This is a genomic window from candidate division WOR-3 bacterium, assembly GCA_039801365.1.
Taxonomy (GTDB): Bacteria; Hydrothermota; Tepidihabitantia; order Tepidihabitantales; family Tepidihabitantaceae; genus JBDRUN01.
Window position 1 is genome coordinate 1 of record JBDRUN010000029.1, and the last position, 24678, is coordinate 24678.

The 24678-nt window shown below is 59.1% G+C and carries 21 protein-coding genes; 14 read left to right on the forward strand and 7 right to left on the reverse strand.

Annotated features, from left to right (window positions below; translation table 11 throughout):
- The 3 genes from ABIL25_05305 to ruvX form a co-directional block, all read right to left on the reverse strand.
- On the reverse strand, window positions 1–864 hold an 864-nt coding region (locus tag ABIL25_05305; GenBank protein MEO0081697.1), incomplete at its 3' end, for a hypothetical protein.
- A 117-nt stretch (window positions 865–981) separates the two neighbouring features.
- The gene (gene mltG / locus ABIL25_05310) at window positions 982–1956 is read right to left on the reverse strand and encodes an endolytic transglycosylase MltG (GenBank protein MEO0081698.1); all 975 of its coding nucleotides are present in this window, start codon (window positions 1954–1956) and stop codon (window positions 982–984) included.
- A 65-nt stretch (window positions 1957–2021) separates the two neighbouring features.
- Window positions 2022–2603: a Holliday junction resolvase RuvX gene (ruvX, locus tag ABIL25_05315; GenBank protein MEO0081699.1), complete on the reverse strand. Its 582-nt coding sequence runs from the start codon at window positions 2601–2603 to the stop codon at window positions 2022–2024.
- 292 nt (window positions 2604–2895) lie between these two features.
- Here ruvX and lysS point away from each other — a divergent pair, with 292 nt between their 5' ends.
- From lysS to ABIL25_05360, 9 genes are all read left to right on the forward strand, one after another.
- Complete coding sequence (lysS, locus tag ABIL25_05320) at window positions 2896–4389, forward strand: lysine--tRNA ligase (GenBank protein ID MEO0081700.1); 1494 nt, start codon at window positions 2896–2898, stop codon at window positions 4387–4389.
- An 81-nt stretch (window positions 4390–4470) separates the two neighbouring features.
- Window positions 4471–5691, forward strand: coding sequence for a lipoprotein-releasing ABC transporter permease subunit (locus tag ABIL25_05325; protein MEO0081701.1), 1221 nt, complete (start codon window positions 4471–4473; stop codon window positions 5689–5691).
- Entirely contained in the window at window positions 5684–6388 is a 705-nt protein-coding gene (locus ABIL25_05330; protein ID MEO0081702.1) for an ABC transporter ATP-binding protein, read from the forward strand. The genes ABIL25_05325 and ABIL25_05330 overlap by 8 nt, the downstream gene beginning before the upstream one ends.
- A 74-nt stretch (window positions 6389–6462) precedes the next feature.
- The gene (locus ABIL25_05335) at window positions 6463–6963 is read left to right on the forward strand and encodes a UvrB/UvrC motif-containing protein (protein MEO0081703.1); all 501 of its coding nucleotides are present in this window, start codon (window positions 6463–6465) and stop codon (window positions 6961–6963) included.
- Window positions 6950–7993, forward strand: coding sequence for a protein arginine kinase (locus ABIL25_05340; protein ID MEO0081704.1), 1044 nt, complete (start codon window positions 6950–6952; stop codon window positions 7991–7993). The genes ABIL25_05335 and ABIL25_05340 overlap by 14 nt, the downstream gene beginning before the upstream one ends.
- A complete protein-coding gene (gene selA / locus ABIL25_05345) occupies window positions 7990–9399 on the forward strand; it encodes an L-seryl-tRNA(Sec) selenium transferase (protein MEO0081705.1) in 1410 nt (469 codons plus the stop codon). Before ABIL25_05340 ends, selA begins: the two co-directional genes overlap by 4 nt.
- A gap of 141 nt (window positions 9400–9540) precedes the next feature.
- A complete protein-coding gene (locus ABIL25_05350; protein ID MEO0081706.1) occupies window positions 9541–10500 on the forward strand; it encodes a L,D-transpeptidase family protein in 960 nt (319 codons plus the stop codon).
- 312 nt (window positions 10501–10812) lie between these two features.
- The gene (locus ABIL25_05355) at window positions 10813–11634 is read left to right on the forward strand and encodes a T9SS type A sorting domain-containing protein (GenBank protein MEO0081707.1); all 822 of its coding nucleotides are present in this window, start codon (window positions 10813–10815) and stop codon (window positions 11632–11634) included.
- A gap of 92 nt (window positions 11635–11726) precedes the next feature.
- The gene (locus tag ABIL25_05360; protein ID MEO0081708.1) at window positions 11727–15137 is read left to right on the forward strand and encodes a S8 family serine peptidase; all 3411 of its coding nucleotides are present in this window, start codon (window positions 11727–11729) and stop codon (window positions 15135–15137) included.
- Window positions 15138–15303: 166 nt separating this feature from the next.
- On the opposite strand, the gene ABIL25_05365 is transcribed toward ABIL25_05360, so the two are convergent.
- Window positions 15304–15861, reverse strand: a complete 558-nt coding sequence (locus ABIL25_05365; protein MEO0081709.1) for a hypothetical protein — start codon at window positions 15859–15861, stop codon at window positions 15304–15306.
- A 163-nt stretch (window positions 15862–16024) separates the two neighbouring features.
- On the opposite strand from ABIL25_05365, the gene ABIL25_05370 reads away from it, so the two are divergent.
- Window positions 16025–16633: a GNAT family N-acetyltransferase gene (locus ABIL25_05370; GenBank protein ID MEO0081710.1), complete on the forward strand. Its 609-nt coding sequence runs from the start codon at window positions 16025–16027 to the stop codon at window positions 16631–16633.
- 642 nt (window positions 16634–17275) lie between these two features.
- Here ABIL25_05370 and ABIL25_05375 read toward each other — a convergent pair.
- Window positions 17276–17797, reverse strand: coding sequence for a DUF4190 domain-containing protein (locus ABIL25_05375; GenBank protein MEO0081711.1), 522 nt, complete (start codon window positions 17795–17797; stop codon window positions 17276–17278).
- 364 nt (window positions 17798–18161) lie between these two features.
- On the opposite strand from ABIL25_05375, the gene ABIL25_05380 reads away from it, so the two are divergent.
- Window positions 18162–19619, forward strand: coding sequence for a sodium/solute symporter (locus tag ABIL25_05380; GenBank protein ID MEO0081712.1), 1458 nt, complete (start codon window positions 18162–18164; stop codon window positions 19617–19619).
- On the opposite strand, the gene ABIL25_05385 is transcribed toward ABIL25_05380, so the two are convergent.
- Complete coding sequence (locus tag ABIL25_05385; GenBank protein ID MEO0081713.1) at window positions 19616–20515, reverse strand: CPBP family intramembrane glutamic endopeptidase; 900 nt, start codon at window positions 20513–20515, stop codon at window positions 19616–19618. The two genes, ABIL25_05380 and ABIL25_05385, sit on opposite strands and share 4 nt — an antisense overlap.
- A 125-nt stretch (window positions 20516–20640) precedes the next feature.
- Between ABIL25_05385 and ABIL25_05390 the strand changes: the two genes are divergently transcribed.
- The 3 genes from ABIL25_05390 (at window position 20641) to ABIL25_05400 (ending at window position 24234) form a co-directional block, all read left to right on the forward strand.
- Entirely contained in the window at window positions 20641–21249 is a 609-nt protein-coding gene (locus ABIL25_05390; protein ID MEO0081714.1) for a YbhB/YbcL family Raf kinase inhibitor-like protein, read from the forward strand.
- Between the two features lie 62 nt (window positions 21250–21311).
- Window positions 21312–22967, forward strand: a complete 1656-nt coding sequence (locus ABIL25_05395) for a hypothetical protein (protein ID MEO0081715.1) — start codon at window positions 21312–21314, stop codon at window positions 22965–22967.
- 10 nt (window positions 22968–22977) lie between these two features.
- On the forward strand, window positions 22978–24234 hold the full coding sequence (locus tag ABIL25_05400; GenBank protein MEO0081716.1) for an Ig-like domain-containing protein: 1257 nt from the start codon (window positions 22978–22980) through the stop codon (window positions 24232–24234).
- Window positions 24235–24302: 68 nt separating this feature from the next.
- On the opposite strand, the gene ABIL25_05405 is transcribed toward ABIL25_05400, so the two are convergent.
- Window positions 24303–24678: FlgD immunoglobulin-like domain containing protein (locus ABIL25_05405; protein MEO0081717.1), on the reverse strand; the 376-nt coding region annotated here is incomplete at its 5' end.

Below are 24678 nucleotides of genomic sequence, written 5' to 3' on the forward strand. Positions count from 1 at the left end.
GGCCGAGGACCCGGACCAAGTTCGGTATCCAATGACCTTGCGATGAGTCGGGAAGTCACCCCAGGTCGTGACCGGCACTGCAGGGTCACGCACCATGTCGTGTGTAACTGAGCCCATCAGAATACCGGTGTCAGCGGTGTTCACGACCTGAGTACTGCCGTTCACGCCTCTTGTCCAGACCCGTCGGATACCCTGGCGCCAGGTCTGGGTGACCCATTGTGCGTTCTCATTGCAGTGCTCAACCTCGGGCCACGGCTCAACCCACTGAACTACGGACAGACAGGCAAGCTCAGCCAACCGGCCGAACTCGGTCTCAACCTTGACGACCTTGAAGGCGTTGCTCGTTGAAGTCTCAAGCACAGTCCCGATACCGGCAAGGCGAGCGACCGCGGCATCAAGGTCTTCGTCGTAGAAGAGCATTACCAGGAATTGGCCTCTTGCTTCCGGCTTTTGACTTCTCGCCTGTCTCAGCTCCGGACTGAGCTTATATGCCGGCTCGTACTGACCGACCCAGTTGACGAACTCAAGCGCCTCAATCGCCTGGCGCTGGTCCGGGTTCATCCGACCGATGAAGGCGTTGAAAGGCACGTACTGAATAACTTTGCAGCCGTACGATTCAAGCACTCTAGTCATGTATTCATACACCGGCCCCTTTAGATGAACGAGCCAGTAGTCTGACTCGGCGGACAGTTCGGCCGGCAGCTCGGGAACGCCGGCCAGAGGGTCGAACCGATAACCGGCAATCGCTACCGAGTCGTACTCGGGCAGTGCTGCCGGTTCAAACGAACCCGTACGAACCAACGGCACCACCGGACTCGAAAGACCGACAACAAAGAGCAGAAACAGTGACAGCAACGGCTTCATCAGTGCCTCCTCATGGCAATATTGCTTTCATTCCTACATTACCGGCTGGACTGGATTCAGTCCGGCAGCCTACACGGGCAGTCTAGCCGGATGTCAACCGGAGTCAAGCCAACCCGGTCAGTTGTCTCCACGCCGCAGCCGGCGACGGGCAAATTCGTGCTCGCGCCAAGTCCGGGAGAAAATGTGCGTGCCGTCGCCTCTAGACAGGAAATACAGAAAGTCGGTTGTCTCTGGTCTAAGTACCGCGACAAGCGCGTTGCGACCCGGATTGCAGATTGGCCCGGGCGGCAGACCGGGACGCAGGTAGGTGTTGTACGGCGACTCAATCCGAGTGTCTTCAATAGTAAGCCGGTCCTTGTGTACCGGAAGGACATACTCGACCGTGGCGCAGGATTGGAGTGGAATACCCTTTCTAAGCCGGTTCAGAAATACACCGGCAATCCTCGGCGCTTCCTCCGGCCTGACTGCTTCCCGCTCGACAATTGAGGCAAGAATCAGCACCTCGGCGATTTCGGGCTTCTTACTTCGCGCCCTGGACTGAGCAAATTCTCGGTCGCTCTGCGGAGCCTGCGTCTGTGCTGCTCGGTCTGTCAATCCCTCGAAGACCTCGAAGAACCGACAGACCATACGTCGTATGACGACGGCGGGCTCGGACCCAATTTCGAACTCGTAGGTATCCGGGTAAAGGTACCCCTCAGCCGTGGCCAGGCTGATGCCAAGGCTGTCAAGGAGTGTGCGGCTTTGGCAGGCGTCAAGAAAATCAGAAGCAGGACAGACGCCATGTTCTTCGAGCAAGTCGGCAATCCGGCGCATCGTGTAGCCTTCCGGAATGGTAATTCGGACCGCAGCGTGGCCGGGCCGGGTCATTTGCCAGAGCACAACAAGTTCTTCGCTGTGCGGTGCGAAATCGTATCTGCCCTGCCGGAGTCTCCGGTCGAAACAAAGAAGCCGGGCCAGGAACCGGAACTCTGCCGGGTTGTCAATGACCCGATGCTGATGCAGGGTTTCAGCAATTGCACGGGTGGAAAGACCCTTCGGGATGAAGACCCTGACCTTCCTGCCCGACGAGGAGCAGCCGAACAAGGACAGCACCAGGCAGCAGAAACCGAGAACAGCAGACAAAGCGGCAAGACCGCTTGGAGCGCGGGGCTGATGCTTCACCATTGTCCTGTGCTTCCGGTCATGCCCTCTTGTCTGCCGGGCTGAGCCCCGGCATCAGACTCCGGTTTTGCTGAGCTGTCCGGTAAGTCCCTGTCCAGACTTCGCCCCCGCGAATTGATCCCCCTAGTCGGAGTGCGGTTTGCAAGGTACTTCTCAAGAATCAGCGTAGCCGCAATACGGTTTGCGGCCAGCTTGTCTTTCCTTGACCGGCCCACCGAACGGGGCCTTGTGCCAGCAGTCTCGCGGCCGCGCGCCATAGACAGAATATCGGCAGCCGCGGTCGTGGTATAGCGTTCGTCCACAAGCTCGACCGGCAATTTCAGTTTGTTGCGCAGCCGGTTGGCGAGTTCCATGACCTGCCGGGAGCGGCTCGACGGCTTTCCCGAAAGGCTCAGGGGCAGACCGACAATAATGGTTCCAACTTCATATTCACTGACCAGACGTTCTACCACGGCGACGAGCATGCTGTCATCTTTGTGCTCAATCGTGGGTAGCCCCTGGGCGATAGTTCTGGTCTGGTCCGAGACCGCAGCACCAGTGCGCCTGGTGCCGATGTCGAGACATAGAATTCTGCTCACCGGGAAAGTGTAGGCCCTCCAGGCCGCAAGTAAAGCCCTGCCTGCGGAAGTGATTCAACAGGAACTGCAGATTGGGACTGTCTGGGATTGCAAATGGAATATCGGGCGCGCATCCATGACGATTCTGGACTTCGAGCCTTCATCCTCACCCCCTCCCTCCCCCCTTGAATGGGGAGGGAACGGAAGAGAGGGGGTGTCCGACTCCCGAAAACGAATCTGTGGAATCTGCGAAATCTGCGGTTGCTGTCCCTGTTTCTTGACTTGCCGGGTCAAGGGGATATAGTTTCCGCCGATGTCGGACAACCACCAAGACGACCGAAGCTTCCGTAAGGCGAAACTCGTCAAACTCGTCGAGCAGGGCATTCCGGCCTACGCTTACCGCTGGCCGGTGAGCCACAAGTGTGCAGAGGTCGTTGCTGCTTTCGAAGGCCTCAAAACTGAAAAGGTCGAGGTGAGCGTAGCAGGCCGGCTCATGTCGCGGCGCGAACACGGCAAGACCCAGTTCGGCCACATCCAGGACTCAAGTGGCCGGGTTCAGCTCTACCTGCGTAAGGATACCCTGGGCGACGACGCATTCAAACGGCTTTCGCTTCTGGACCTGGGCGACATCGTCGGCTGCCGGGGCGAGGTGTTCCGAACTAGAACCGGTGAGATCACAGTTCACGCAAGGGAGCTTGTGCTTCTGGCCAAGTCGCTTCAGCCCCTGCCGGAAAAGTTCCACGGACTAAAGGACACCGAACTTAGATACCGACAGCGTTACCTGGACCTGATAATGAACCAGGACTCACGCGGCGTGTTCCTAGCCCGGGCACGAATCATTACAGCCATCCGCAAGTTCCTGGACAAACGCGGCTTCATCGAGGTCGAGACACCAACCTTGCAGCCGATTTACGGTGGAGCCGCGGCAAGACCTTTTGAGACGTACTACAACGTTCTGGACCAGAAAATGTTCCTGCGCATCTCAGACGAACTGTACTTGAAACGACTGATTGTGGGTGGAATGGACCGGGTCTATGAGATATGCAAGGACTTCCGCAACGAAGGCCTGGATCGGCTGCACAACCCGGAATTCACCCAGGTCGAGCTGTATCAGGCGTATGCGGACTACACTGACATGATGAACCTGGTCGAAGACCTTTTCCGGTATCTAACCGAAACAGTGCGCGGCACAACCGAGATATCGTTTCAGGGCAAGACAGTTGAGTTTGCGCGGCCGTGGAAACGACTGCGGTTCACTGATGCGCTGGCTGAGAAGATTGAAGCCGACCCGTTGAAGCTCTCTTCGGAGCTGCTGAGGAAAGTATGCGCTCGGTTCGGCATCCAGACTACTCCCGAGACTTCTCGCTCAAAACTTCTAGACAAGCTGTTTTCCGAACTGATACAGGACCACCTTATCGAGCCGACATTCGTCATGGACCATCCGAAGATTACCTGTCCGCTGGCGAAGACACACCGGGACAATCCTGACTTGGTTGAACGGTTCGAACCGGTCGTGTGCGGGATAGAGCTCGGCAACGCGTTCAGCGAGCTCAACGACCCGACTGAACAGCGCCAGCGCTTTGAGGCACAAGTGGCCGCAAACGAAGAGTTCGCCACGCTAGACGAGGATTACTGCCTGGCACTGGAATACGGCATGCCACCGACCGGTGGACTCGGCCTCGGCGTTGACCGGCTTGTTATGCTGCTCACCGACACGCCTTCCATCCGTGATGTGATACTATTCCCGCAACTCCGGCCAACCGAAAAAGGATTGAGAGTCCAGGAAGCCCAGCGACCAAGCGAATAGGACGATGGGGAAGTTGTCTGAAGCCGCATGACTCCATATCCTTGAACCCTGCAACCCACGCCCCCTTGTAGCCTTTCTCTGATGCGGTTTGAGCTCTTCGTTGCCTCCCGATATCTGCGAAGCCGGCAAGGTAGCCGGGTTTCGGGCATAACCGCGATTGCGGTCGGCGGCGTGTTTGTGGGCGTGGCCGCAATTATCATCGTGCTGTCGGTCATCAATGGGTTTCACCAGGAGCTGCGGGTCAGAATCCTCGGCGCAACACCGCACATCGTTGTGACCAAGTATTCCTACGAGGCAATCCCGTATGCTGGTGCCGGTGACACGCTGCTTGCCAAGCTGACACACTTTCCTGGTGTAGTTAGCGTAGCACCTTTCGTCTATGCCAAGACTCTTATCCGGTCACCGAGTGGGGTTGAGGGTGTGGTTGTGCGAGGCGTGGACCCGACGCGGGAATCGGAAATTACCGACATCGGCGCGACCGTGAAGGAAGGCAGTTTTTCGTTTGACTCTGGTGGGGTCGTAATCGGAGTGGAACTCGCACGAGTGATGGGTGTATCGGTCGGTGACCGGCTGAATATCGTATCGCCGTTCGGCGGCAACACTACTCCTCTGGGTTTCATGCCGCGGGCCGGGCATTTTCGGGTAAACGGCATATTCGACTCTGGGATGTACGAGTATAACTCAAGCTTCGTGTACCTCGGACTGACCGAGCTGCAGCGGTTTCTAGGTATGGAGGGGATGATTACCGGGTACGAGCTGCGGGTAGCGGACGTGTACGGTGCAGCACGGCTGGCACGACGCATTACCTCGGCCCTGGGGTTTCCATATCGGGCCGTGGACTGGATTCTACAGAACCGCAATCTGTTCACCGCTCTGCGACTGGAGAAGGTGGTGACTTTCATCGTGCTCGTGCTCATCGTGCTAGTCGCCGCTTTCAACATCGTCGGGATGCTGACGATGATTGTCATGCGCAAGACCAGGGAGATAGGTATACTCAAGGCCATCGGCGCAGGACCGAAGGCGGTGACAAGAATATTTGTCTATGCTGGGCTGCTAATCGGCGGCGTCGGTACCGCAGCAGGCGCACTGTTCGGGCTTGTGGCATGCTGGCTCTTGAATCGGTACCGGTTCGTGACTCTGCCGGGCGACGTGTATTTTATCAAGAACCTGCCGGTCGAAATGCAGTGGCAGGATTTTCTCCTGGTGTGTGTTTCGGCAATTGTCATCACTTTCGTAGCAACTGTCTATCCGGCGTACCGCGCGGCACGGCTCGACCCGGTCGAAGCGATAAGGTATGAGTGAAGAGAAAGCTTCCAGGGGCCAACCGGTCGTCTTGCAGGCCCAGGACGTCTGGCGCGTGTTTGAGTCCGGGCCAGAGAAGCTCGAGGTGTTACGCGGGGTAAACCTAAAGGTCCGGCGAGGCGAGTTCGTCGCGATCACCGGCCCATCCGGGACCGGTAAGTCAACGCTCCTCCACATCCTTGGCGGCCTGGACCGACCGACCCGCGGCCGCGTGCTGCTTGATTCGCTTGACATTTTCAGTTATCCTGCTAGCGATTTGCCGGGATTTCGGAACCAGAAGGTAGGGTTCGTGTTCCAGTTTCACCATCTTCTGGCCGAATTCACCGTGCTTGAGAACGTGGCACTGCCGCTACTTGTAGCCGGTCGGAGCATGGGTGAGGCGGTGGACCGAGCACACGCGGTACTTCGGGAAATCGGGTTCACTGAAAGATTAAACCACCGTCCTGCCCAGTTGTCGGGAGGCGAAAAGTCGAGGACCGCAGTTGCCCGGGCCCTGGTCAACGAGCCTGCGGTGGTGCTTGCGGACGAGCCGACCGGGAATCTCGACTCAGCCACGGCCGAGGCGCTCGTCGAGCTGCTCATACACCTGAACGAATCAAAGAGCATGACGACGATACTTGTCACCCACAACGACATGGTGGCCCAAAGGGCCGGCCGCAGGCTACGGCTTGCAGCCGGCGTGCTGCACGAGGAGTAAATGAGTCGAACTGTGACGCTTCCGTTCCCCGGACTCTGCATTTCTGTGGTCTGCTCTCGCCTCCGGAGCACAGCGTGAAGAAGTGCGATATCTGCCAAGAGCAGGACGCGGTTATGAGAGTGCGCCGCGTGGACAAGACTGGTCGTTCAAGCGAAATCGAAGTATGTGCAGACTGCGCCCGGAAGCAGGGTTTCGTTGAGGCCGAACAGGTGAAGAGCAATGTCGGTCAAGTCCTCGCTGAAATGAAGGCAAGCAGGACTGCGGCTGATGAGCGCCGAATGGTGTGTACTAGATGCGGACTGACGTTTGCGCAGTTCAAGCGTACGGGTCGGCTCGGGTGCGCCAACTGCTACGATAGCTTCCGGGAGAAGCTTGAGCCGCTGGTACGCCGGCTGCACAATTCGGTGCAGCATGTTGGCAAGACCGTTGGGCCGGGCCGCACCGAAGCGCAGAAGAAGCTGACGGTCCGTCGGCTGAACGCCGAGCTGGCGAAAGCGATTGAGCAGGAGGACTACGAGCGGGCCGCCCAGTTGCGCGACCAGCTGAGGAAGGTGAGCAACGATGTTCAGCGCTGAACCGGTCGGCCGCTGGCTTGGTGCCACCGGCCCGGATTCAGACGTTGTTGTCTCGACCCGGGTGCGGCTGGCACGGAACCTTGCTGAACTTCCGTTCGTCACCCGGACCAAAGCCTCAGAGCAGGCCCAGGTCGTTGACATGGTCCGCTGGGCGCTCGCCGACGCGGGGTTCATGGACCGGGGACGGTTTCTTGATGACGAACAACTGACACCAGAGTGGGGCAGGTTCCTTCTGGAGCGGCACTTGGTGTCGCTCGATTTCGTCGAGTCCAAGCTCAGACGCGGGTTCTTTGTCAGCGCCGATGAGACGTTGAGCCTAATGGTGAATGAGGAGGACCACCTTCGGTTCCAGGCCTTAGTGTCAGGTCTTGACTTCACGACTGCCCTATCGCTCGCGTCGGGCCTCGACTCGAAGCTCGAAAGCATCGTCGGGTATGCCTACTCGACCCAGTTCGGGTTTCTGACCGCCTGTCCGACCAACGTCGGAACCGGCATGCGGGCATCGGCATTGCTGCATCTACCCGGGCTGGTGCTGACCAGAGAGATTGAGAAGGTGCTACGCGGCGCGGTGCATATCGGCCTCGTCGTGCGTGGGCTGTACGGTGAAGGTTCTGAGACCAAGGGTAACTTCTTTCAGGTTTCAAACCAACGGACCCTCGGACAGTCCGAGACGGAAATCATCGAGACCGTAACCGCGAGCTGCCAACAAGTTGTTCAGTACGAACGCCGGGCCCGTGAATACCTAGTCAAGAACCTGCGCACCGAAATCGAAGACAAGGTATTCCGTTCGCTGGCACTTTTGCGCGGAGCGCGGATTCTGTGCTCAGACGAAGCCGTAAACCTTCTGGCCACAGTTCGCCTCGGCGTAGCGCTGGGCATCGTGAATGAGCTCAGTCTGGGCCAAGTCTGCCGGTTGCTGATTCTGGTCCGGCCTGAGAACCTTCAGGTTTTCCTGGGCGAAAGGCTCAAGTCCCCGGAGCGGGACGAACGTCGGGCGACAGTTGTCCGCGAAGCGCTGGTGATTCGATGAAGGCCGATAACCAGCAGGTGACAGCCAGCAGCCGGAATCGTCTGCGAGCATTGCCGCAGGTCGAAAAGGTACTCTCGGACGAACGCTTTGCCGGCCTGCTCAGCCGGGTGAACCGCCGGCTTGCGGCCCGAACCGTACGCCAGTATCTTCAGGAAACAAGGGAAAGAATCTTGGCCGGCGAGGATGTCGGGTTCGACCCCACCGAGCTGGCGCGTCGGCTGGAGGACGAAGTCAGACCAAGGCTGACCCGGGCGGTAAACGGACTGGGCGTTGCGCTCCACACCGGGCTGGGCCGTGCGCCGCTGTCCCGGGTCGCGCAGGAAGCACTGGCAGATGTAAGTGAGCATTTCTCATCTCTTGAAATTGACCTTGATACCGGCCGCCGCGGCAGTCGGTATCGGCATCTTGAATCTCTGCTCTGCGAAATAACCGGCGCCGAGGCGGCGCACGTGGTGAACAATAACTGCGCGGCAACCCTGCTCGTACTTTCGACAATGGCCGCGGGCCGAGAGGTCATCGTGTCCCGGGGCCAGCTCATCGAAATCGGCGGCGCTTTTCGGATTCCGGATGTGATGCGGCAATCAGGGTGCCGGATGGTCGAGGTCGGGACGACTAATCGAACCCACCTGCGGGACTACGCCGCAGCAATCACACCGGACACTGCCGCACTGCTCCGGGTCCATACTTCCAACTATCGGATAACTGGGTTCACAAAGGAAGTCAGTCTTGACGAGTTGGTTGCGCTCGGACGGGAACATAATCTGCCGGTAATTGACGACCTGGGCTCGGGCGCATTCATTGACCTTTCCAAGTACGGTCTGCCCAAGGAACCCCTGGTGCAGGAGTCAATTGCGACCGGGGTTGCGGTCGCGTGCTTCTCCGGCGACAAACTCATCGGTGCATGCCAGTCCGGGATAATCGTCGGCAGGAAGGAATACGTTGCCCGCATGAGAAAGCATCCGCTGACCCGCGCACTGCGTCTCGACAAACTCTCTTTTGCCGTCCTGGAGCGAACCCTGGAGTTGTTCTTGGACGAACCGCGGGTAATCAGGGAACATGCACTGATGCAAATCCTGTTCAAGCCGGTCCGACAGATGCAGCAGGAGGCGCGGAGTCTGGTGAAACGGGTCAGCACCGGACTGCTCGGTAAGGCGCAGGTCACGGTGCGGCCTGGTTTCTCGGAAATCGGTGGCGGGTCGCTGGCGACCGAGCGTCTTGAATCAAGGGTTGTGGCGGTAAGGCCGGTTGGGCTCAGTTGCGACGAACTCGCACGACGAATGCGGCGGTCCAAACCGCCGGTGTTCGGTCGGGTCGAAAACGACGAGTATGTGCTTGACTTCCGCACTATCCGCCGGGACGAGGTCCCGCTTGTTGCCCAGGCGCTCCTGGCGGCGTTCGACCGATAGCGCTTTGGCTGCCGGGTATTGACTCGAACTGATTCCTGCTGTTAGCTTGTCTTGGTGCCGAACGTCACAGTCCGGGCCGCTCTATTTCTATCTTGGTTCGCAATCGGTTGTACCGGACAGGAGGCGAGACTGAGCGTCGGAATGACCGGACCGCTTCAGACCAAGGTTTCGATTACCGGCGCGGGCCGGCTTGCCGTCGAGCGCATCGAATTGTTCCGGAGCACGACCAGGTTTGACGATTCTGAACCGGACACCACCGGCTGTCCGGTCACGGTGTTTGATTTTCCGGGCGGCGACAGCGCGGCTGAGATGACCGATTCAATGCTGGCGCACAATGCGAAGTACTACTACCGAGCGCGGCTGAGCCTGACCGATGGACGACAGGTCTTGACCAACCCGGATTCGGTTGTGGTGCCGGATACCGCGCTCGGCTGCATCTTTGGTTTGAGCATTATCGTGGACAAGAAGTACTACTTCCTTGAGGTGCGGGACGGTGGTCGGACGAAGAAACGGTATCCCATCGCGCTCGGTCGTGACCCGAGAAGACGCAAGCTGCATCAAGACAACGCCACCACACCTGAAGGAATCTACCACATCACCGGCGAGCAGCTGAACGCAAGATTCTACAAGGCGCTTGATATAGACTACCCCAATGAAGTTGACCGGACTCGGTACAATCTGGCCAAGACACTTGGACTAGTGTCAAGGTCGCGGGATGGTGTACCGGGAATCGGCGGCGAAATCCAGATTCACGGCGGCGGCATCGAGCGCAACTGGACCAACGGCTGCATCGCGCTCCGCAATGCCGACATGGACGAGTTGTTCGGCCACGAGCGCATCGGCAAGGGCGTACCTGTCGTGATTGTGGGGAACGAGTTGAACCGGGCCGACATATCCTCAATCCAGGACTACCGGACGCCCGCGGAAGTGAGGACAATTCAGCGCAAGCTAGCCGCGATGGGGCACTACCAAGGCAGGCCGGATGGTACGGTCGGTGAGAAAACAAGACAGGCGCTTGGCCGGTTCCAGTGGGCGAACGAACTGCCGATGACCTGCGAGCTTGACTGCCGGACCGTGGCCCTGCTCGCCAGCCAACCGTAAACGTAGCTTCGGGTTGCAGCAATCAAAATTCTCCACCTACCGTGTCTGAATCTGTCCGCCAGACCGGAGTTGCTCACTTGCCGCACTCTGCCCAGTTTCCGGCGAGGAGTCCACGTCTGACACACCATTGTTTTCTTCAGTGGCACCGTCCCGGGTTCTGGCACAGATTGACAAATGCCTGGTTCCAGCTTGAATTACTGTCAAACGATGTTCCTCCGTCTTTTTGAAGTCCTGTTGATCGCAGGCCGCCGACAGCAGCACAACGGTTCCTGCGGCTGAAGCAGTCCTGAGCCTTATGAAGAAGGAGTTGCAGTGACAACACTGATTCTGGCATTCGTGGCCCCATTTCTGGCCGGCCCCGCAACTGCGGACCTTGATACTGTCCTGTATTATGATAGCGGTGTACATAAGACCTGGTGGTGTTCGGACCGAGATTCGTTCGGTGCGGCGGTGAAGTTCACTCCAGCTGAATACCCTTGCGAAGTCATCGGTGCACGGGCAGTTGTCGGGTATAGCGGTGGTCAGCAGATATTTCTGCGGGTATTCGACGACAACGGGCCAGGCGGCAAGCCGGGTACCGTGCTGTACGAAGAACAGCGGCTCGACATTCCGCCGGGCCAGAACACCGAGTTCCGGGACTACAACCTAACCGCACCGGTCGTGTTCGACTCAGGCGATTTCTACCTTTGCTTCTGGCAGAAAGATATTTGGGATATGCTTTTCTCCACTGACGAGCATTTTGATTACCCGGCACGGCAGTGGTGGTTCTTTCCGGACATGGGCTGGGTTACGCCGATGGGAATGGATGCGGCCGACCATCTGCTCAGAGCAAAGGTCAGGTACGGAACCGGGCTCAAGGAAGAGCTTGACGCAGGGTTAACAGAAGCGCTGCGGGTACTGCCGAATCCAGCCTGCGACGGACTGGTGCGACTCGATGGTACAGGGCTCTGCCCTACGGATTTGATCGTGACCGATGCCTGCGGCCGCACCGTGCTCAGGTTGCTCGCACAAAGCTCAAGTCAGCTCAACCTACGGTCCTTGAACCCTGGTGTGTACATTCTCACCGCTTACGGCAAGGGTGCCCGGCACAGCACAAGACTGGTTGTCAGCCGCCGACTTCGTCACAAGTTCTGACTGCTTGACAGGCACGGCGTCGGCCTTACACTGTCTTTAGTGTGTAAGAACCGCATAGCGACTGAGGAAACCTAACCGCAAAGGAGGAGACGATGAGTCTCAAAATGTTATCAAAGGCCGGTCTTGTGGTCTGTCTGATTGCCGGCGTCGCGTCCGCGCTGATGGACCCGGACTTGGCCCGTCGGCTGGAAGACTTGGATAATGACGCCATGCTTCCAGTTGACTTTGTACTCAAGGAACAGTTCGATTCCCGTGTGCTTGCGTCCATGGTCGAAGGTCTGCCCAAGCCGGTCCGCAGAGCCAGGGTGGGCAGGATTCTTATGGACTTCGCCGAGGAGCACCAGCGCGAGCTGCTGGCTTATCTCGAAGGCGAAAGGGCAGCGGGCAACGTCACCGACATCCGACCGCTGTGGCTCGTAAATGCCGTCGGGTGTTGGGCCAAGAAGGAAGTCATCCTCGCAGTCAACGATCGTCCGGATGTAGAGCTTGTGTACTACGACAAGATGCCGGTTGAGATCACGCCGGTGGACTTGAGCGAGTTTGTCCCCGGTGATGCGGTCACCAGTGTCCAGCCAAACCTTGTCGTCATCAACGCGCGCGGAGCCTGGGCTCAGGGCTATACCGGTCAGGGCGTAGTCATCGGCGTGGTTGATACCGGGGTACGCTATACCCACGATGACCTGAAGAATCACCTCTGGACTTCAACCGTCTATCCAAACTGCGGCTTCAACTTTGCCTCAAACCAGTACTCTTCAGGCCACACCGGGCCTTCGCCATATGACACCCTGACCCCGTTGGACTACTACGGTCATGGAACCCACTGCGCTGGCATCGCGACCGCGGACGGCACGTATGGCAACGGCACCAGAGACACGATGGGCGTAGCGCCCTCGGCCAAGATAATGTCAGTGCCGGTGGATGTGTACTTGCATACTCCCTATCCAGATACGAGCATGGAGAACAATACGATGGAGGGCATGCAGTTCTGCGTGTGCCCCAAGCGCGACACCTTGAACGGTGCAGACCTCATCACAATGTCGCTCGGCCTGATAACGTCGTGGCTGCCGCGGTACGCGGTCTGGCGCCGGGCCGAAGAGAACATTCTTGCCGCCGGCATTCCTCATATCGTTGCTGCGGGCAATGAGGGCTCGGGTGCGGACAAGATTCGAACGCCCGGCAACTGTCCGCCACCGTGGCCCCATCCGGCCAATCACCCGACGAGCAAGACTCCGTCTGCAGTCATTACCGTCGGCGCGACCGATAACAACGACGCAATCGCCAGCTTTTCGTCGCACGGCCCAACCCGAACCTGGGGCTCGGTTGCGCCGTGGAACGACTATGTGTATCCGCCCGGCCTGATGGACCCGGACGTCTGCGCCCCAGGAGTAAATATCCTTTCGACCTCAAACAGCGGTGACCGCAGCTATACAACGATGTCCGGGACCTCAATGGCCACGCCAGGTGTGGCTGGGTGCGTAGCCCTGATGCTGTCCAAGAACATGAATCTGCTCCCGCGTCAGATTGACTCGATTCTTGAGATGCACGCGGTCAAGGACCTAGGACGCACGGGCAAGGACACAGTGTTCGGCTCAGGCCGCATCAATTGCTCGCTTGCGGTCGCTTACACACCGCTGCCGCGTGACGTCGGGTGCAAAGTGCTGCTTGCACCGGCCGGTGTCCTTGACTCCGGCACCGCGGTCACACCGGCCTGCTCGGTGTACAACTACGGCAACCAGGCCGAAACTTACAACGTGCGGATGAGAATTGGAACCAGCTATGACACAGTAGCGAACGTCTCCTCTCATCCAGCCAAGACTTCGGTCTATGTGACATTCCCGCAGTGGACCGCACAGGCCCGCGGCACCTGGGCTGTGACCTGCTCGACTGAGCTTGGTGGTGATGCGGTTCCCGCAAACGACAAACAGTCCGGTTCGGTCAGGGTCAGGGTCATGGACGCACAATGTTCGAGTCTGCTTGCACCCTCAGGAGTCGTTGACCTGGGCGCGGTCGTGACCCCGGCCTGCTCGGTGTACAACTCCGGCACCGATACGGTAACTTACACGGTAAGGATGAAGGTCGGTACGACCTACGACACGACCGCAATCGTGACTGACCATCCGCCGGACGAATATGTCTTCGTCCAGTTCCCGGACTGGGTCGCAAGTGTCCCGGGCACGCACGCAGTGCGCTGCTCAACCGAATTGGCCGGTGACTTGGTTGAACCGAACAACGCCAAGTCCGGCTCTGTATTCGTCCGCACGACCGATGCCGGAGTGCTTGCAATTGTCGCGCCGGTCGGAGTCGTTGATTCCGGCGAAGTGATTACCCCCACCGCCTGGGTGAAGAACTTCGGCAACCAGCCGGTAACGGTGCCGGTTGTTCTCGACATTGGCACGACCTATTCCGACACCCAGCAGTACTATATCCCGGCTGGCGACTCGGTTGACGTGACCTTTGCCGACTGGACCGCGCTCGAGCTCGGTATGCACGTCGTGCGCTGCTCCACGATGCTGGCCGGTGATATGAACTCGGCAAATGACGAGAAGACCGATTCGGTTTTTGTGCGGACAATAGATGCCGGCGTGCTTTCGATTGTTGCGCCGGCTGGGGTCGTTGACTCCGGTCAGGTCGTCACGCCGCAGGCATGGGTGCGTAACCTCGGTAACCAACCGGCTGCGATACCGGTGCTTCTGGAAATCGGCACAACCTACGCTGACACCCAGCATACTGCGAGTATTGCACCAGGTGACTCTGCACTTGTAACCTTTGCCGACTGGACCGCGCTGACACGCGGGGACAACGCGGTGCAGTGCTCAACGATGCTTGAACACGACATGTACCCGGCAAACAACAGCCTGGCTGGTTCAGTCCGGGTCCGTGTCCGCGACGCTGCTGTCGCTGAACTCGTCAGTCCAACCGGCACGGTGTACGAGGATACGGTCATCGTGCCGTCTGCGATTGTTGAGAACCTCGGTACCGAACAGGAGACGTTTGCAGTGCGGCTCTTCATCGGCGCATTCTACGCGAACGAAACAACCATGACCGTTGAGCCGGGTGCGGCTGATACGGTCTGGTTTGAGCCATGGACTGCGGAGTCACTCGGCACCCACCCGGTTCGCTGCTCGACTGCGCTGGCCGGAGACGTGGACCCGGCCAACGACCAAGTTGAAGACTCGGTTACCGTGGCCAAGCGGCCAGGCGTTGCCGGATACGAACTCCTGCCGACCGCATTCGCGCTCGAACCCGGAAGACCGACACCGTTCACTCGCTACACAGTCATTCGCTACGCGCTACCTACTGCGAGCCGCAGCAGGGTGGCAGTTTACGATGTGCGCGGCAGACTGATGCGGACCTTGGTGGACATGCACCAGGCTGCGGGCTGGTACTCGGTTGTCTGGGATGGCTGCGACCAGCGGGGTCGCCGACTTGCCGAGGGTATCTACTTCTGTCGGATGGCTGCAGGTGACTACTTAGGAACGCGCCGACTGATCCTCGCGCGATAGCGTCCGAACCTCCTGTGTGGGCCGGGCCTTGTGCCCGGCCCGCCTACTTCGTGCAGCCCTGTACGTCGTAGGTTCGCCCGTGCGCCTTGTCCTGGTACCAAGTCCTAAGACACCGCTTCCTATAGGAAGGCAGGGTCAATGAGTAGACTCGGAGCTAGGTACGCGGCTACCAGTCGAAGATGCCGCCAGACTGAACTCCCACGGTGTAGCTCACTGCGCTCCAGCCCGGGATGATTGCCAGCTCGATACGCGGGGTGACAGCGTAGAGCGTGTAACCGACGCCGAGCGCAATTGCATTGCGGGGAAACTCGTCGGTTATCGGGTAGTCTTCCCTGATGTCCTTGAGTTTAGTGTGAATCCAGGCGTAGGACAGGAAAGCAAAAGGCTTGCGAGCCCGGGCTCCTGATTTCGGAAACCAGAACGCAGTCATGGCTATCGCCGCCGGCCCGAAACCAGCATAGGAGATGTACGGTTTCTCAAACCTTTCGGTGAACAGGCCGGTTGCCCGGACGCCATCAACCGCAATCAGCGTGCCAAAATGTTCGTGAACTCTGATGCCGCAGCCGAGCCGGAAAAGTGAGGTTCTGACCCCGAGCACGGTCTTACCTTCGATGTTCACCCCGCCCAGAGCCATGTCCCAGAGACCGACTTCGAACAGAGGTCTAACTTCGACCGCAAGACAGGCCACACAGCAGAAAAAAATCATAACTGCCACTGACTTCATTCCGCCTCCTTGGAAACGGTTCATCATACCGCGTTCGTCTCAGTGGTCAACCAGAAAACCTGTAAACCACCGGAAATGTGGAAAACGCCACTCGGTCCTGGAACTTGACTTCTTGACGGTCACTCATATGCTGACACCAAACCGCTGGCCGCAGAATTCAACCATGACACCCTACACAGTTACGTCCTTCCGAACCGGGCAACTGGCGGCAATGAGCCGGATGCTGGCGCGGGCGTTCGCAGAAGAACAACTCTGGACAATGGCGTTTCCTGACCACGCTCGGCGTCTGAAACAGCTCGCCCGGTTGTTCGTTTTCATGCTTCGCTACGGTCTGACCTATGGAAAGATCGACGTGACCCCTGAACTTGAGGGTGTAGCAGTTTGGATTGCGGAAAGACACGCACGGCAGACACCCCGCCATCTAGCAAGGACTGGCGGTTTGATGCTGCCATTCACCGTTGGTCTGAGACCATTACTCCGACTCCGTATGGCACATCGTAAGTTTGACGAGCTGCAACAACGGAATGCGCCGACCGGATGCGAGTATCTGCTTCTGATCGGGGTTGCACCCGAGGCCAGAGGCCGTGGTCTTGGTGCGAGTATAGTTCGACACGGCCTTGCGCGGCTTGCCGCCCGGCATCGGCCCGGGTATCTTGAGACCCAAACCGAACACAATGTCCGGTTCTTCGAGCGTCTCGGCTTTGTTATCAAAGAACGGGCCGCAATACCGGAGAACGACCTTCCGGTCTGGTCCATGGTCTGGCAGCCGTAGGGTACAAGATGGTTGAAGCCCTGACAGGTCGGTGAGCTGGCCTTCGGCGATATATCATCCCGAGTTCGTCTATCTCTCTGAGCTGATGTATATTATCTGACAGCATTCCCGCGTGCCCACCCTGCTGTGCCCTGGGCTGTACGGAGGTCACTGGGGGAACGGCTACCCCAGGGCTTGTTCGGGGCCAGGCTCGACCAACTCGGCACTAACCCGCAGCCGAACGGGCCACGGCTCATGCTCGTCCTTGCCTTACCGCTTCGGTGATGACTTGGGTCACCGGCACTGCTACCGTTCCTGTAACGCAAGCGGTACCGCGAAGTGTCACCGATACTGTTACCGCTCCGGTTACCTAGGCAGTAACACAATATCCTACCGCCCGCTCCTCTGGTACTCGAACTGAAGCCCGGCCCGGTCGCGGCCGCATTACTACCCCGGACGCCTGGAACGACCACAAGAACCGCCCTCCCATCACTCGTGTCTGCAATCTGGTATTCAGGTGTCCGAAATCTGTTACCGCGTCGCCTATGTCCGCTCTGTTGCACTTGCGGCGACCGCGGAAACATGCACGGGTTCGTGCCGGGCGGTGACGCAACAGTTCCCTATCCGGCCAGAGTTGGATACCCTGGTCTCAGCCAGCTCGCGCTAGTGGCCGTCGAGTGTAGCCCTAACCTGTGCGAGTCTGGTTCGGATGCGACTTCGGATTTCGTTAACCGATTCGTCGTCCTCGGCCTGCTGAAGTTCATAAAGGTCAGCCCGGATTTCATCAATATGCGCAAACACTGGATTCACATGCTCCTCGCCAAGCTCACCGAGCGAGGCCTCAAGCTTCTGCGCCTCAATTTCTAGTTGTGCCAGCTGCCGGTTGACTGCAGCCGTGTACACCGATACCTCGGCCATTTCAATCTCTTCCTTTTCCAGTGCCTGCTGGGCACGTCTTGTGGCCGCAGCCGATGAGATTACCGCAACGAGCGCAATTGTGCCCAGCGCACCCACCAAGACGCCAGCCAGAGCTAAGCTCTGGCCTGGCTTCTTTCGGACCAAGACTAGCATACCGAGGATTATTGCCGGTATGCCGAGGCCAATCACTCCCAGTACCAGGCTGGCGATTGCCAGCCCCTTACCGGCAGCGCCTGCCCGTCGTCCTGCCAGTGGGTCAGGAACCACATTGTCCTTAACTTCACCGCCTGCAACACGAATGGCGCCAGGCAGCCTGGTCCGGCACGCAGAACAGAATCTTGCACCGTCAGGGTTGAACTTGCCGCACGCCGGGCAGAAACTCAGGACTAACCTCCTCTTACAAGTATGTTATCGGACTCGGTATTGATGTTCACCGGCGGTCAGGATACGAATCGCCGGTGGGTTGTCAACCCAGTCGCGCGAAGTTGACAGCCCACCGGCAAAGAATATGATTCGGCCGTGAGCGGTCCGTTCGGCTGTCCCTGGCTGACGTTCGCTGCAATACTCACGGCAGCCGCGGCCATCATCGCATCGGTCATCTGGGCCATCGTAATCAAGCTCAAAGACTAGAATGAGTTCAGCTGCGATTCATATCCTTGTCCTCGCCGCTTACCTCGCCACACTGTTTGTCATCGGCCTTGTCTCCCGCAGGCGGGCCAGGTCAGCCGCCGGGTTCTATCTGGGCGAACGCTCCATCGGCGCCTGGGTCACGGCCTTTTCCTTTGTCGCCGCATACTACAGTTCCGTTGTCATCATTGGCGGTGGCGGGTTCGGATACAAATTCGGCCTGGCTACTCTTTGGATTGGCGCAACCAACGTCGTGGTCGGCACACTCCTTGCCTGGATAGTGCTCGGCGCGCGCACGCGGCAGATGACTGGCCGTCTCAACGCCATCACGATGCCCGAGTTCTTCGCCCGCCGCTTCTCCTCCCCGGCCGCGCGGCTCATTTCGGCCGTGGTCGTGTCAGTGTTCCTTGTCATCTACAGCGTGTCGGTTGTCCAAGGAATGGGCAACGCCTTCGAGGTGCTGGTTGGCGTGCGTTATGTCTGGGGCGTACTGGCCTCCGCACTCATCATCATCGTCTACGTCGCCTTAGGCGGGTATGTTGCGGTCGTCTGGACCGGATTTCTGCAAGGCGTCATAATGATATTCGGACTCGTATTGCTGACTGTCCTGACATTGACAAGAGTCGGCGGCCTGTCGCAGGGATTCTCCCAGCTGGCCGCGTTCGACTCCGGCCGCTACGTCACTACCCCGGGTATCTGGGGTTGGCCCGGGCTTGTCTCCTATGCGCTCATCGTCAGCTTCGGAGTATGGGGAATGCCCCAGCTCATCACCCGGTTCTACTCGATCAAGCGGGCCCGGGTGCTCAGGTTAGGCACCGTGCTTGCCACCGCGGGTGGGACCATTGCGCTCCTGCCCTACTTCAACGGTGCGCTGACCCGCGTCCTGTTTCCGACTCTCACGGCTCCAGACAAGGCAATACCAATGCTGGTTCAGGCTGTGATGCCGCCTCTGGCTTCAGCCATATTCCTGGCCGCGGTCATCGCCGCGGGCATGTCCACCTTTGCCGCGGTACTTTTTGTCACAGTCAGCTCACTCGTGAAAGACGTCGTGCGCGACAGCTTCGGCGCTCGCCTGGAGCCCAGATGCGAGGTTGCGCTGTCCCGCCTAGTATCGGTCGTCATCGGGCTGGCTGCGGTCGGAGTCGCGCTCAACCCCCCAGCGATGATACTCATCATCACCGGCTTTGCCTGGGCCGTGATTGCCTCCACCACGCTCTGGCCGTACTTGCTCGGCCTGTACTGGCGTCGCTTGAACTCAGCGGGAGTGTTAGCCGCAATGGTCTCGGGTTCAGTCACCGCACTTGTCTGGATGGCGCTCAAGAATCCGCTCAAGATTCACGGCTTCGTGCCCGGGCTGATTGTAAGCCTTATCGTAATCCTCCTCGTCACCCTGCTTGGGCCTGCACCCGACCCGGCCGTGGTCCGCCAGGCCTTCGGCGACATACCGAATCCCGGCAACTAGCCCGCTTCTGCTCTTCCTGGTCTCGCCGCCAGCAACAACAGGTTGGCGACGGCCAGCACGATGAACCCAGACAACCCGGATAACCCGACCATAAGGTCGTTCCCGCCCTCGACCGCTCCGAAGGCCAGCCCGGCGACTGCGTTGATGGTGCCGTGCATTATCGCCGCCGGGATTACCGACTTCGCCTTCAGCCGGACAAAGGCAAACAAGGGAGACATCAACATGCACCAGACGGTCATCATCCCGGCGCCCAGGGCCGGATGCTGAGGGTAGTTGTGTCCCTGTAACACGAGCGGTGCGTGCCAGATACCCCACATTGCACCGATGAGAAACGACGACCTCCAGAACCCGAGCGGCGCCAATTCACGCTGCAGAAATCCGCGCCAGCCCACCTCCTCGCCGAACCCAACCAGAGCGTTGCTAGTCGGGCCGGCCGCAAGCCCGGCCCCGAGCAGAAACCAGAACGGATGCACTGGCAACAGCCTCATCCCAGCCTTCATCTGTTCCAACCGTTCGGGTGGCACCAGTCGCTGGATACGTTCAAATACACCTGCCATCTCCGGGGAGAACCTTACTCCGGGCAGAAACAGACTCACTCCCAGCGTGGCCATAACCGCGGCCACCGGTGCAAGCCACGCCACCAGCCACCAGCGGTTGAACTCGAACGTCACGCCCATCGGCTCGAATACCGGCTCTTGCCTGACCCATTTCTGCACCACGACCACCGCAAGCAACGGCCCGAACATGTAGACAACACCAAGCATCTGCGAAGGCAGGCTGCCCCACGCTAGCCCGGTGAGCCGGAACGCTCCGGCCAGAAGCCAGCACGGCCCGAACGCGACGGCCAAGAACAGGAGAATCTCCCTGACGTTGATTCTGCTCGCACCGCTGGCCATGCAAGTACGATACTTCCTGAACCCGTACGGTCAACACCGCCCTTCAGCTCGGACCTACAGTTAGACCGACCATGCTTGACGCCGCGCCAATCCCGCCTAACCTGAGGGCAAGGAGGTATTGTACTATGAATCTGAATTTCTGCCGCTCGCTCGCCGGCTGCTGGATACTGAGCGCCATGTGCTGTCTGCTTCTGGCCGTCTGCGGCGGCCGGTCTGGGACCGGTGCGCCGACCCAGACTTCGCAGCCTAGTACGATACCAGTACCAAGCACCAGCATGACGCTCACAAGCCCGGCGTTCACCAACGGCCAGACCATCCCGGTACGCCATACCGGCGACGGTGAGAACCTGTCACCCGAGCTCAACTGGACCGACGTACCCGAAAATACCCAGAGTTTCGCCCTCATTTGTTCAGACCCGGACGCGCCGGGGGGAACCTTCATCCACTGGGTCATCTACAATATTCCCGGCACTGCCCGAACTCTGCCCGAGGGCTTGCCACAAAACCCCGTCGTGCTCGAAAACGCAGAACAAGTCCGCAACGATTTCGGCCACTTCGGTTACGACGGCCCGAAACCACCACCAGGGAAGCCACACCGCTACTTCTACAGACTCTACGCCTTGGACAGGCGGATTACGTCCGCTAACGGCGCGGTCAATGCAGAGCTTCTACTGAATTGGATGGCCGGCCATGTGCTGGCAACTGCGGAATTAGTGGGACTTTATCAGCGCTGAACTTGACACCGTCGGGAATCAAGGTATAACAACCGTCAGACAATTTCTAAAAAGGAGTGAAGATGAAAACAGTTCTGGTACTGAGCCTGGTGGCTGCGACGTGCCTTGCCTACTTGCCGCAGTCATTCCGGCACCAGTCAACAGCCGGTGTCCTGTGGGACGACTACGACTTCCTGCACGACCCGGCCCTAATGCTGGACATTCAGGGTTCCCGCGTTTATACCAGCCTGTCCAACTACGTCACGGGCAATGATGCTCAGTTCGGCTCAAACCGCAGCAACTTCTTCCTACTCGGTGGGAACTCGCGGTTTGGGGCCGGCCCGGCCACGGCCGTCATATTCGACCGCTACAAATTCGACCAGCCGCTATTCACCGGCCTGTTCAGCCCGGACTCGCTTGACTCGCTGTTTGGCTCAGCCCGCTCAACGTATGCCGAATGGCGCGACCCGGACTCAAACGGCACTTACGACTATAAGCGGGTCAGCCAGACCGAACGCAACGCCTGGCGCCGCGGTGCCTCAACCGACTTCTTTCTGGGCTCTGGACTGTTTCTGGCCGGTGCCCGATTTCGGCTCGGCGCTGCTCTCGCTTGGAATCGCGAAGGTATCGAGTTCACAGACCCGGACTCAGACTACGTTATGCACAGCTTCGACTCAAGCCTCGTGTCCGGCCGACTAACCTGGGCTAAGGATGATACCGGCCGTTTCCGCCGCAGCGCGGGCAACGATGCGAAAACGCTCGCACTCTCCGGCTGGTATGACGTGCGTGAAGGCCTTGCTGCCGAACTCTCGCTAGCGCCCGGACTCATCGCTCGTAGTTCTAACCGACACTGGGCCACGCGCCGGCTTACCGACTACAACCCAGGATTGACCGAACCCAAGGACTTTGAGAGCTTTGTGGCCGACGACGTAGAAGGCATGCCCTACTCGGGATTGAGCCTGCCCCTGACCCTACGGCTCATTGCCAGGTCAGAGGAATCTGAGACCTGGTGGCATGTTGGCGCACTGCTCCGCAGCGAAAAGCTCGGAACCGGCGCCCAGGCGAGTCACGTCGGTTGTTACAGACACACGCTCAACCCGGGCGATTCAAGCGTAGCCGATTCAACCCGGCACAGTTACCGCGGCGCCACGTCCAACACCAGTCTCAATGCCGGCATGCGCCGCGTTCAGCACCTTACAGACCGGCTTGACCTCGGATTCGCACTGAATCTCAACGCAGGCTTCTTCGCCGACTCCGTGTTCGACACAATGGGCCAGGTCCAGGTTGTGACCTATGACAACGGTGACTCACTCCAGACTATTGACGACTACGTCCAGACTACCACCGCGGCTGAATCCTGGCTGCGCCGCAAGACCGGCTGCTACACCGCGCTTGCCCTGCCAGTCGGACTTGAGTTCCGCGTGATTCCGTCAGTTGCACTCCGGCTCGGTGCTCTGCCCATTCTGCGCTGGGACGATGTTACTACTACGAACCAGCTCCTGACCTGGCACCCGAGAAAAGTCCGCACCGTGTACGGCGACGGTTCGTTCTCAGAGCGCATCGACGACGAGGAACGAAGCCCGGCCAGTTCGGAAACCCGGCGGAGCTTTGTCCAGACTACCGAGTTGAGCTATGGCGCTGGATTCCGGCCGGTTGAGAACCTGCAGATTGACCTCATGGGCTTTGCCAATCTCACCAATCTTGTCAACTGGCGGCTGTCCGCCACCTTGCGGTTCTAGGGAGGTAGCAATGAAAAAGTCATCTCTCGGCAACAGGTACTCAAGACTGATTGGACTCCTCGGCAGTTCTTTCCTGGTCATGTTCACCGCCGGCTGCAAACTTGCCAATCCCCTGACTGGTGACACAAACCAGCCTGAAGGCACTGGCGCTGACAATCCTGCCCGGGTTGCGGCGATCATCCCCGGGCCAGCCGGGTTTCTCGCCGATGACAACCCGGACCAGGCGGGAATTCAGGCCACAGTTTCTATCATCTTTGCCGACTACATGGACCCGTCGTCCGTCAGCGCGGCCAACGTAACAGTTCTGAATACAACGACCGGCACCGAAGTCACTGGGCTCGGTCTGACCTATAATGCTGATGCCCGCCGTCTGCTCATCCGCTGTGAAGACTGGCCTCAAAGCTCCGAGTTCCTGCTCACGCTCAAGACCGGCGGGTTTGTCAACCGATTCGGCGCACCGCTTGACGGTAACGGTAACGGTCGCAAGGACGCCACGCCCTACGACGACTTCCTTACCACCTTCTACGTCTCGGGTGGCAACCCGGCAAACTGCGTTCCGACCGTACCACCAGTGATTACCGCAGCTCAACCCGACACGGCACGCATCACCGACCCCAAACCTAGAATTGCTATCACGTTCTCAGCCGCCATGGACTCGACCACGCTCAAGACCGGAACCTCACCCAAGAACATCAAGCTCGCACCTGAAGGTGGCAATGAAATGCCACTCGACCTTCTGTCCATGACTCCAACCCAGCTCGTAGTCGTGCCACGCGACTCGCTAATCTATGGCCGTCGCTACGTGGTAACGCTTGCGAGCTCGCAGGTCAAGGCCGATTACCCGACACGGACTCCGGAGTACCTGAAAACGCTGGACGCCGGGGCTGACGGTGCCCAGCCGACCGAACCGGACTTCACCTGGTACTTCAGCGTTGACACACTCGCACCACCCCTGGTCAGCCAGGTGCAGCGTCTGCCTCGCGGTGCTGGAGTTTTCGTGGAATTCTCGGCACTCATGGACACTTCGTCGCTTGGCCTAGGTCGGGTACGGATCTTCGACAACAGCGGATACGTGCCTGGCACAGTCCAGTATTTCCGGACTCCAGGCAACGCAACCCGGATTGAGTACTACTTTTCAAGAGCGTGCGGCCCAAGCTTGCGTGTCTTCGTCTCGCATCTGGTCCGGAACACAAATAATACATTGCTTGATTCGGACGGCAACGGCATCGGCGGCGAACTTACCGACGACTACAACAGATGGCTGTAGCCGGCAACACTGTACCACTGATCAAGGGCAGGGCCAAGGCCCTGCCCTTGAATCGGTAGGTACCAGTCTTACTCGGTCAGGATCGCCTTGACCCGGACCGTTTGCTCCGAGGTCGTGAGCCGCACAAAGTAAATACCCCGCGCCACTCTGCAACCCCGCTCGTCCCGGCCGTCCCAGACCACACCATAGCTACCGGCCTTGGCCGGCCCTGAAGCCAGTGTCCGAACCAAACGCCCGCTCGCATCAAACACCCGTACTTCAGCATCGCCATCCCGACCTAAATTCCAGTGCACCATCGCCGCACCACGGAACAGACTCGGCACTACCGCAAGTCCACGCCGACCAACCTCGCCCGACAGTGGCGTCTCGGCAATCCCGGTCGGCTCATCGGTCGTGAACTTGATCGCCCGGCCCGGACCAAGCGGATAGCAACTCGCATTGTAC

Coding starts and splice junctions, on each gene's coding strand:
- lysS (MEO0081700.1), top strand. CDS start 2,896: ATGTCGGACAACCACCAAGACGACCGAAGCTTCCGTAAGGCGAAACTC.
- ABIL25_05325 (MEO0081701.1), top strand. CDS start 4,471: ATGCGGTTTGAGCTCTTCGTTGCCTCCCGATATCTGCGAAGCCGGCAA.
- ABIL25_05330 (MEO0081702.1), top strand. CDS start 5,684: ATGAGTGAAGAGAAAGCTTCCAGGGGCCAACCGGTCGTCTTGCAGGCC.
- ABIL25_05340 (MEO0081704.1), top strand. CDS start 6,950: ATGTTCAGCGCTGAACCGGTCGGCCGCTGGCTTGGTGCCACCGGCCCG.
- selA (MEO0081705.1), top strand. CDS start 7,990: ATGAAGGCCGATAACCAGCAGGTGACAGCCAGCAGCCGGAATCGTCTG.
- ABIL25_05350 (MEO0081706.1), top strand. CDS start 9,541: ATGACCGGACCGCTTCAGACCAAGGTTTCGATTACCGGCGCGGGCCGG.
- ABIL25_05360 (MEO0081708.1), top strand. CDS start 11,727: ATGAGTCTCAAAATGTTATCAAAGGCCGGTCTTGTGGTCTGTCTGATT.
- ABIL25_05365 (MEO0081709.1), bottom strand. CDS start 15,861: ATGAAGTCAGTGGCAGTTATGATTTTTTTCTGCTGTGTGGCCTGTCTT.
- ABIL25_05370 (MEO0081710.1), top strand. CDS start 16,025: ATGACACCCTACACAGTTACGTCCTTCCGAACCGGGCAACTGGCGGCA.
- ABIL25_05380 (MEO0081712.1), top strand. CDS start 18,162: ATGAGTTCAGCTGCGATTCATATCCTTGTCCTCGCCGCTTACCTCGCC.
- ABIL25_05385 (MEO0081713.1), bottom strand. CDS start 20,515: ATGGCCAGCGGTGCGAGCAGAATCAACGTCAGGGAGATTCTCCTGTTC.
- ABIL25_05390 (MEO0081714.1), top strand. CDS start 20,641: ATGAATCTGAATTTCTGCCGCTCGCTCGCCGGCTGCTGGATACTGAGC.
- ABIL25_05395 (MEO0081715.1), top strand. CDS start 21,312: ATGAAAACAGTTCTGGTACTGAGCCTGGTGGCTGCGACGTGCCTTGCC.
- ABIL25_05400 (MEO0081716.1), top strand. CDS start 22,978: ATGAAAAAGTCATCTCTCGGCAACAGGTACTCAAGACTGATTGGACTC.